6 protein-coding genes, 1 tRNA gene and 4 pseudogenes are annotated in these 7,180 nt (G+C 56.7%); 5 read left to right on the forward strand and 6 right to left on the reverse strand.

The features are described 5' to 3' along the window. The first annotated feature begins 231 nt into the window (after positions 1-231). Positions 232-1,163: pseudogene (locus H559_RS20280) on the forward strand (IS5 family transposase). Next, the gene (locus H559_RS20285) at positions 1,164-1,790 is read left to right on the forward strand and encodes a site-specific integrase (RefSeq protein ID WP_155845414.1); all 627 of its coding nucleotides are present in this window, start codon (positions 1,164-1,166) and stop codon (positions 1,788-1,790) included. 74 nt (positions 1,791-1,864) lie between these two features. Here H559_RS20285 and H559_RS0112590 read toward each other — a convergent pair. Continuing rightward, positions 1,865-1,940 (reverse strand) — tRNA-Thr (locus H559_RS0112590). 299 nt (positions 1,941-2,239) lie between these two features. Here H559_RS0112590 and H559_RS0112600 point away from each other — a divergent pair. Both H559_RS0112600 and H559_RS23400 read left to right on the forward strand, forming a co-directional pair. After that, entirely contained in the window at positions 2,240-2,434 is a 195-nt protein-coding gene (locus H559_RS0112600; protein ID WP_028452985.1) for a hypothetical protein, read from the forward strand. A 103-nt stretch (positions 2,435-2,537) separates the two neighbouring features. After that, a pseudogene (locus H559_RS23400) lies at positions 2,538-2,687 on the forward strand (helix-turn-helix domain-containing protein); the annotation flags it as partial. Here H559_RS23400 and H559_RS20290 read toward each other — a convergent pair. The 4 genes and pseudogenes from H559_RS20290 to istA all read right to left on the reverse strand — a co-directional run. Next, positions 2,683-3,086, reverse strand: a pseudogene (locus H559_RS20290) (integrase core domain-containing protein); the annotation flags it as partial. The pseudogenes H559_RS23400 and H559_RS20290 overlap by 5 nt on opposite strands. Positions 3,087-3,141: 55 nt before the next feature. Next, positions 3,142-3,889, reverse strand: a pseudogene (istB, locus tag H559_RS20295) (IS21-like element helper ATPase IstB). Continuing rightward, a complete protein-coding gene (locus H559_RS23405; RefSeq protein ID WP_373277358.1) occupies positions 3,876-4,802 on the reverse strand; it encodes a Mu transposase domain-containing protein in 927 nt (308 codons plus the stop codon). The pseudogene istB and the gene H559_RS23405 overlap by 14 nt, the downstream one beginning before the upstream one ends. 3 nt (positions 4,803-4,805) lie before the next feature. Further along, positions 4,806-5,375: an IS21 family transposase gene (gene istA, locus H559_RS23410; RefSeq protein WP_373277359.1), complete on the reverse strand. Its 570-nt coding sequence runs from the start codon at positions 5,373-5,375 to the stop codon at positions 4,806-4,808. A 283-nt stretch (positions 5,376-5,658) separates the two neighbouring features. On the opposite strand from istA, the gene H559_RS0112625 reads away from it, so the two are divergent. Continuing rightward, positions 5,659-6,821 (forward strand): IS3 family transposase gene (locus tag H559_RS0112625; RefSeq protein WP_155845415.1). Its coding sequence is split into 2 segments (ribosomal slippage): positions 5,659-5,914 and positions 5,914-6,821, totalling 1,164 coding nucleotides; the frame shifts between segments, so codons are not numbered across the junction. A 41-nt stretch (positions 6,822-6,862) separates the two neighbouring features. On the opposite strand, the gene H559_RS0112630 is transcribed toward H559_RS0112625, so the two are convergent. Next, positions 6,863-7,180 (reverse strand): integrase core domain-containing protein (locus tag H559_RS0112630; RefSeq protein WP_028451800.1); only part of this gene is annotated, 318 nt, incomplete at its 5' end.

The raw sequence follows: 7,180 nt of genomic DNA on the forward strand, positions 1-7,180 counted from the left end.
AGCGTGTGCGTCTGGTGTATGAGGTAAAACGGCAAGGCTCGCTCAGGGGGCGGCTAGGGTGATGGGCTTGCGGTTTTGAAAACTCCCCAATGAATGATCGCCGAGAGCACAGTCGAGTCGAGAGTACAGAAAAGGTGCTTTGCGAAAATTACCCATGAAAGTGGTTTTGTTGCACAAATCGGCACGCTTCCTGCTTGAACTAGCCCCTTTGCCGTTGCGCCGCCGTCCCGCATGAGTAAGCCAGCCTCGCCCAAGTACCGCACAACCAACTGGAATACCTACAATCAAGCCTTATGCCAGCGAGATTCGCTGATGATTTGGCTGGATAAAAACATGGAATGGTTTGCCGCTCCGACCGGCAAACGGGGTCGTGCGGAGCGGTTCACTGATGCCGCCGTCCAGTTCTGCCTGATGATCAAAACCTCTTCAATCTGGCTCTGCGGAAGACGACCGGAATGGTTGGCAGCCTACTCAAGCTGGCAGGCCTGAACTGGCCTGTGCCCGACTACAGCACCTTGTCGCGTCGACAGAAAACCCTGCAGGTCAAGATTCCTTATCGCAGTAAGACATCTGGCCTGCATCTGTTGGTCGATAGCACCGGCATCAAGATGCTGGGTGAAGGCGAGTGGAAAACCAAGAAACATGGTACCGAATATCGCCGGCAGTGGCGCAAGGTCCATCTCGGTATTGATGCAGAAACACTGGAAATTCGTGCCATCGAAGTCACCTCAAACAGTGTGGGTGATGCGCCGATGCTGCCGGAACTGCTGGCCCAGATTCCAGCGGATCAGCCGCTGGCGTTTGTGAGCGGTGATGGTGCTTATGACACCAAGGGCTGCTACTCCGCGATTGTTGCCCGCAATGCCGAGGCAATCATCCCTGTACGGAAAAATGGCAAGCCTTGGCAAGAAAACACCGCCGGTGCACAGGCCCGAAATGAAGTCTTGCGAGCGACGAATCGGTTGGGTCAGACGATCTGGAAAAAGTGGAGCGGCTACCACCGACGTAGTTTGGTGGAAACCAAAATGCGCTGCCTGAAACTGCTTGGAGAGCGGGTGATGTCGCGAGACTTTGACCGTCAGTTCGCTGAACTGCAAATTCGTGCGGCACTGTTAAACCGCTTCACCCAACTTGGCATACCAGAAACGGTACTCGTGGGGTAGGTGCGTCTGGGGTTTGGGGTTACTCAACCTCCAACGGATTTATGCAACAAAGCCGGAAATTTCCCGAAAATCCGCCTGCTTGCCGGCGAAGTGGCAAGAGACCGCTGGCTAACCCGTGAGGAAGCCCGCCAGTTGATTGCACAGTGTCCGCCGCATCTGGCCGCTGTGGTGCGTTTTGCTCTGGCAACAGGGTGTCGCGCCAAGGAAATTACCGGACTGGAATGGGAGCGCGTCGATCTGGACAGGCAAACCGCTTGGCTGGATCAGACCAAAAACGGCACGCCGCGAGGCGTTCCGCTCAATCGCGATGCAGTAGCAGTGCTGAAGGAGCAGATCGGCAAACATGACCGGTTCTGCTTTACCTTCAAAGGTGAACCGATCCGCTGGCAGCTGAGCAATACGGCTTGGCTGAAAGCACTGGAACGGGCGGGGATTACAGATTTCCGCTTTCACGATTTGCGGCACACATGGGCCTCTTGGCATCGTCAGTCAGGGACATCCTGCGACGAGCTGAAAGACCTTGGGGGCTGGAAATCACGTTCCATGGTGGATCGCTATGCCAAGTTTGCAACGGAGCATTTGTCCGCTGCAGCGGCACGGATCGAAAGCAGTGGCGCAAAAGCGTAGTAAATCACACTACGTTTTCGCTACGGTGCCAAAAGAAAAAGGGTCCAGGGAGAACGCTAACCCCTTGATTCTTATGGTGCCGCAAAGGTGAATCGAACACCCGACCTACTGATTACGAATCAGTTGCTCTACCGACTGAGCTATTGCGGCACGAAAACGAAAATATAACGCCAGACGTCACGTTTGTCACCGCCCTCGCGCGGGGCGGCATGGCTGTAATCATGCCTCTTGCGGCGACGCACTTTGGGCAGCTGCTGCGTGAATTCCTTGCGGCAAGTTTGCTGCGGCGCACTATGCTGAACAAGCCTTCGCGGCAGCAAGGTGTTGTTCCGGTGTCGCAAGCAAGCTGGTCAAACCGGCACTAAAATGCTAAAACCATGCGCGCTAAGGCATAGTAGTAAAATATGAGCGGTCTGCGAGCCGCCTACGCTCTCCTGGATATCCGGAAAATGAAAGATCTGATCGAGTGGTTTCTGTCCTATGGCTGGCTGATCTGCCTGGGCGCCCTGTTTGTGGCAAATTCGTTTGCCGACACCTTTTTCAAGAATCCGAAAACTGCCAGCCGCGTGCTGATTGCCATAAGTGGTGCCTATGTGCTGCTGATGATTTTTTCGCTGCTGTACGGGCTGGACATTGTGTCCTGAGTTTCTACTCGCATTTGCAGCCAATAAAAATCCGGGCCCTTGCCCGGTTTTTTATTGTGGGCGGTCTCAAGGTCCAAGTGCAACACCCTGATAAGGTGTCGCCATGGCTTCTCTCTACCACCATCTCAGCCCTGAAGAGGGGGCTTGCATCATGCAGATGTTCGCTCAAGGTCATAGCCTGAGGCAGATTGCCCGCGTGACCCATCGCGCGCCCAGTTCACTTAGTCGTGAATTGCGTCGTAATACGGCTACCTGTCCAGTCCCGCTCGATTGATTACACGCTTTTTGAATAACTCAGGCCTTTGTTGCTGCCACTGCTTCATCGCTTGAAGGGGGGGGGCTGTAGCGCCCGCTGCGGCAAATGCTGGTTATAGAGCCAGACATAACGCGTCAGCGTCTGCGCCAGATCCTCTGCCGAGTCGAAGCGGTGCGTGGCCAGCACCTCGCTGATCCGGCCATTGAAGCGCTCCACCATCCCATTAGTTTGCGGATGGCGTGGTTTCGTCAGGCGATGTTCGATGCCCAGTGCGGCACACAGCCGGTCGAACTCATGTTCGCCACTGGCCTGCTTTTGCTTGTTGAACAGCCGATCCGTGAACTCGCTGCCGTTGTCGCTTAGTACCGTACGAATCCGAAACGGCGCAGCCTTGTTTGTCAATCAGCATCCAATATTTTCCACCGTTCGGCATCCAAGAGTTTCCACTTGATCAGCCAGTTTTCGCCTGATTTCTCCGCTGTTTGAACCGGAACGAGTCGTTACCCGTTTCCAGAATTTCGCAGTGATGCGTCAGTCGATCCAGCAAGGCCGTCGTCATCTTGGCGTCGCCGAACACGGTGACCCACTCGCCAAAGGACAGGTTGGTCGTGAAATCAGGGGCTGGTTTTCTCATACAGCTGACTAATCAGATGAAACAGCAGCGCGCCACCTGAGGCTGGAAACGGCAAGTAGCCCAGTTCATCGAGAATCACTGCGTCCATTTGCACCAGTTGCTTGGCCAAATTGCCTGCATTGCCCAACTGTTTTTCCTTTTCCAGCTGGTTGACCAGATCAACTGCGTTGAAGAAGCGAATCCGCTTGTTCCGGTGAATCGCGGCAATGCCCAGTGCCGTGGCCAGATGGGTTTTGCCGGTGCCGGTTCCCCCCACCAGAATCAGGTTGTGTGCGGTTTCCATAAAGCTGCTGCTGACCAGTTGCTCAATCTGGCTTTGCGGTAGCGGGGTTTCTGCCCAGTCAAAGGCCGCCAGATCACGATGAATCGGGAATTTCGCTGCTTTGAGCTGGTAACGCAGGCTGCGGGTTTGCCGGTCTTGCTGTTCGGTTTCGATCAGTCGCGCCAGCCAGGCTTCCGGTGCCGGAGGCTGTCGCGGCTTCTCAGCGTGCAACTCACTCCAGGCCGCCGCCATCCCATACAACTGCAGCGATTTGAGCTGGGCGATACGGTCAATGCAGGACATGAGCACCTCCACGCAGCACGTCATACCGCGCACAATCGGCCAGCGGTTCACTGCGTAGCCGCAATTGCTGGGGCAAGCTGATGACGGCAGGCTGCGGTGGCGCCAGCAAACGGCGCAGTTCATTCATGACGATGGCGCCGGTCACGACACCCGCTTCCAGACTGAGTTCGCACGCCACTTGCAGTGGCTCCAGGCCCGCTTCCCGCGCCAGCTGCAGCAACTCGTCAAAGGCACGGTCGCCTTTGGGCTGCGCGAGCAAGCGGTCTCTGACCTGGCGAATCGGGATGGGTAAATCCCATTCGATAAACGGCACACCATGGCGCAACGCCCCCGGCTTCTTCGCCAGTACTGGCAGATAGTGCCAGGGATCGCACACCAGTTGATTCCGGCCAAACTGCCGGGGATGTTCGGCGATGGTTTGCATGTCGTGCACAATGCGCAGCCGATCTGATGCCAGACGCACGGAAACCGCTTTGCCCGCGAATTCGGCCGGCACACTGTAGCGGTTGTAATCGACGCGTACCAGGCAGGTACTGGATACCCGCAACATCTCTTCGAGGTAGCCATCAAAGGGCGCAGCAATGGCGCGCAGTGTGCTTCGCTCTTCTGCAAAGACCTCGGCAATCGGCCGATCCTCCGCAGGATGCTGCCGACTGGCCAGTTCCCGGCAACGCAGTGCCAGCCAGTCGTTGAGCTCGGCCAGACTGGTAAAGCGCGGCTTGGGCGTGAACAACCATTCCCGGATGTTGCCGACCTGATTCCCCACTTGCCCCTTCTCCCAGCCTGACGCTGGCGTGCACGCCACCGGCTCGAACAGATAATGGTTGGCCAGTGCCATAAAGCGGGGATTGAACTGGCGTTCCTTGCCGGTCAGGATGGTTTGCACAACGGCCTTGAGATTGTCGTAGACCATCCGTTACGGTACGCCGCCGAAGAAGGCAAACGCCCGGTTATGTGCATCAAACAACATCTCCTGGGTTTCGCGCGGATAGGCGACCACGAACATCTGTCGGCTATACACCAGGCGGAAGTGTGCCACCTTGACCTTCTGCGAGATGCCGTCGATGTCGACCTGCTCCTGGCTCCAGTCAAACTGGCAAACTTCGCCGGGTGCAAAACACAGCGGAACAAAGGCCTGCGTCACAGATGGGCGAGTGTTGCCAGCCTTCCAGCGTTTAACAAAGCGACGTACGCAGTCATAACTGCCCAGATACCCCTCGACCTGCAAACCCGCGAACAACCGTTGCGCCGTTCGGCGCTGTGATTTGGGCACGGTCTGCTCGGCAGTCAGCCAAGTGCTGAGCACCTGCTGGAACGACTCAGTAAGCTTGGGAGCAGGCTGATGTTGCCGCTGATAGGCGGGTGATGAGGTGGTGCGCAGATGTTTGCGGACCGTAGGACGGGAAAGCTTCAGGCTACGGGCAATGGAAGTAATGCTCTCGCCACTGACGAGATGGCGACGCCGGATTTCGGCGATGAGGTCCATGGATAACACCCCAGGTTTCTCCGGCAAAAAGCCGGATGGTTGCACAACCCGGGGTGGAAACTATTGGATGCCGATTACCCCGGAAACTTGGAAAGTTTTGCATGCCGATTTACAAAAGAGACCCTTTACCGTGCCCTAGATACACCTTTTGATGCGAGCTCATTCCTCTATGAGCAATCCGAAGTATTGTTCGATCCGCATGTGTTAGCGACTGATTGTTGTGGTTCAATGATTTCGGACACCAACTAAGGTGGTAACCTCACCACCAGCAACAAGGTGTCTTATGAGCAGAATGCGTCGTACCTTTACCCCTGAATTCAAAGCTGAAGCTGCCGCTCTGGTCGTGCAGCAGAACTACTCTATCGCCCAGGCCTGCAAGGCCGTCAATGTCGGCGAAACCATCATGCGCCGCTGGGTCGAGCAGCTGCGGCAGGAACAAAATGGGGTCACACCCCAGGCCAAGGCACTGACGCCCGAGCAGCGGCGCATTCAGGAGCTGGAAGCGCGCATTGACCGACTGGAACGGGAGAAAGCCATTCTAAAAAAGGCTACCGCTCTCTTGATGGCCGACGAGATCAATCGTACGCGCTGGTAGACCAGTTAAGAGAGCATGAACCCGTAGAGCTGGTCTGCAGTACCTTTGGCATTTGCCGCTCCGCTTATTACCACTACCGCCAGCGTCGCACCGTGATTGATGGCGAACGGATCGCGTTGCGCGCCAAAGTTCGTGAACTCTTCACGCTGAGCCGCCAGTCTGCGGGCAGCCGCAGCCTGGTCTGGATGCTGGCAGCCGAAGGCTATCAGGCAGGCCGTTACAAAGTGCGGCAGCTGATGCGTGAAGCCGGACTGGCCAGCAAACAACCGGGGCAACATCGTTATCGTGTCCCGAAGTCCGAGCGGCCCGACATTCCCAACCTGCTGGATCGTCAATTCCAGCCGGAGCACATGAATCAAGTCTGGTGTGGTGACATCACCTACATCTGGACTGGGGCTCGCTGGGCCTATCTGGCCGTGGTGCTGGATTTGTATGCGCGCTGCGTGGTGGGCTGGGCCATGTCGGAGCGGCCGGATGCCGACTTGGTCTGCAAGGCGCTGGATCAGGCATGGCAACAGCGCGGCAAGCCCAAGGGCGTGCTGTTTCACAGTGACCAGGGCTGCCAGTATGGTAGTCGCGTGTTCCGGCAACGCCTGTGGCGTTATCAGATCACGCAGAGCATGAGCCGGCGCGGCTGTTGCTGGGATAACGCCCCGATGGAACGGCTGTTCCGCAGCCTGAAAACGGAATGGATACCCAAGCTGGGCTACGGTTCATTCGAGGAAGCCAATCGGGATGTGGGAATGTACTTGATGGCGTATTACAACTGGCAGCGCCCGCATTCAACTAACAGCGGCACACCACCGGCGATCAAGGAAAAGCAACTCAATTTACTGTCCGAAATTTGTTGACCACTGAGGTTACCCGCACTTTCCGGCTACCAAGGTAGCGGTTATGCGGCCAGCTTTTCTCGCTCCAGCCAGGCTGCGTAATGGGTTGCCGGTGATTCGTAATTCAGCGACGAATGCCGGCGCTTGCGATTGTAAAACACCTCGATGTAATCAAAGAGGTCTGCCTTGGCTGTCGCCCGCGTCGCGTAGCGCCGGTGGAATACCCGCTCGTTCTTCAGGCTGTTGAAGAAGCTCTCCATCGGCGCGTTGTCCCAGCAGTTGCCCTTGCGACTCATCGACACCGTCATGCCATAGTTACGCAGCAGTTGCTGGTAATCGTGGCTGCAGTACTGGCTGCCCCGATCCGAATGGTGCAGCAC

It is taken from the genome of Chitinilyticum aquatile DSM 21506, assembly GCF_000430805.1.
Classification (GTDB): domain Bacteria; phylum Pseudomonadota; class Gammaproteobacteria; order Burkholderiales; family Chitinibacteraceae; genus Chitinilyticum; species Chitinilyticum aquatile.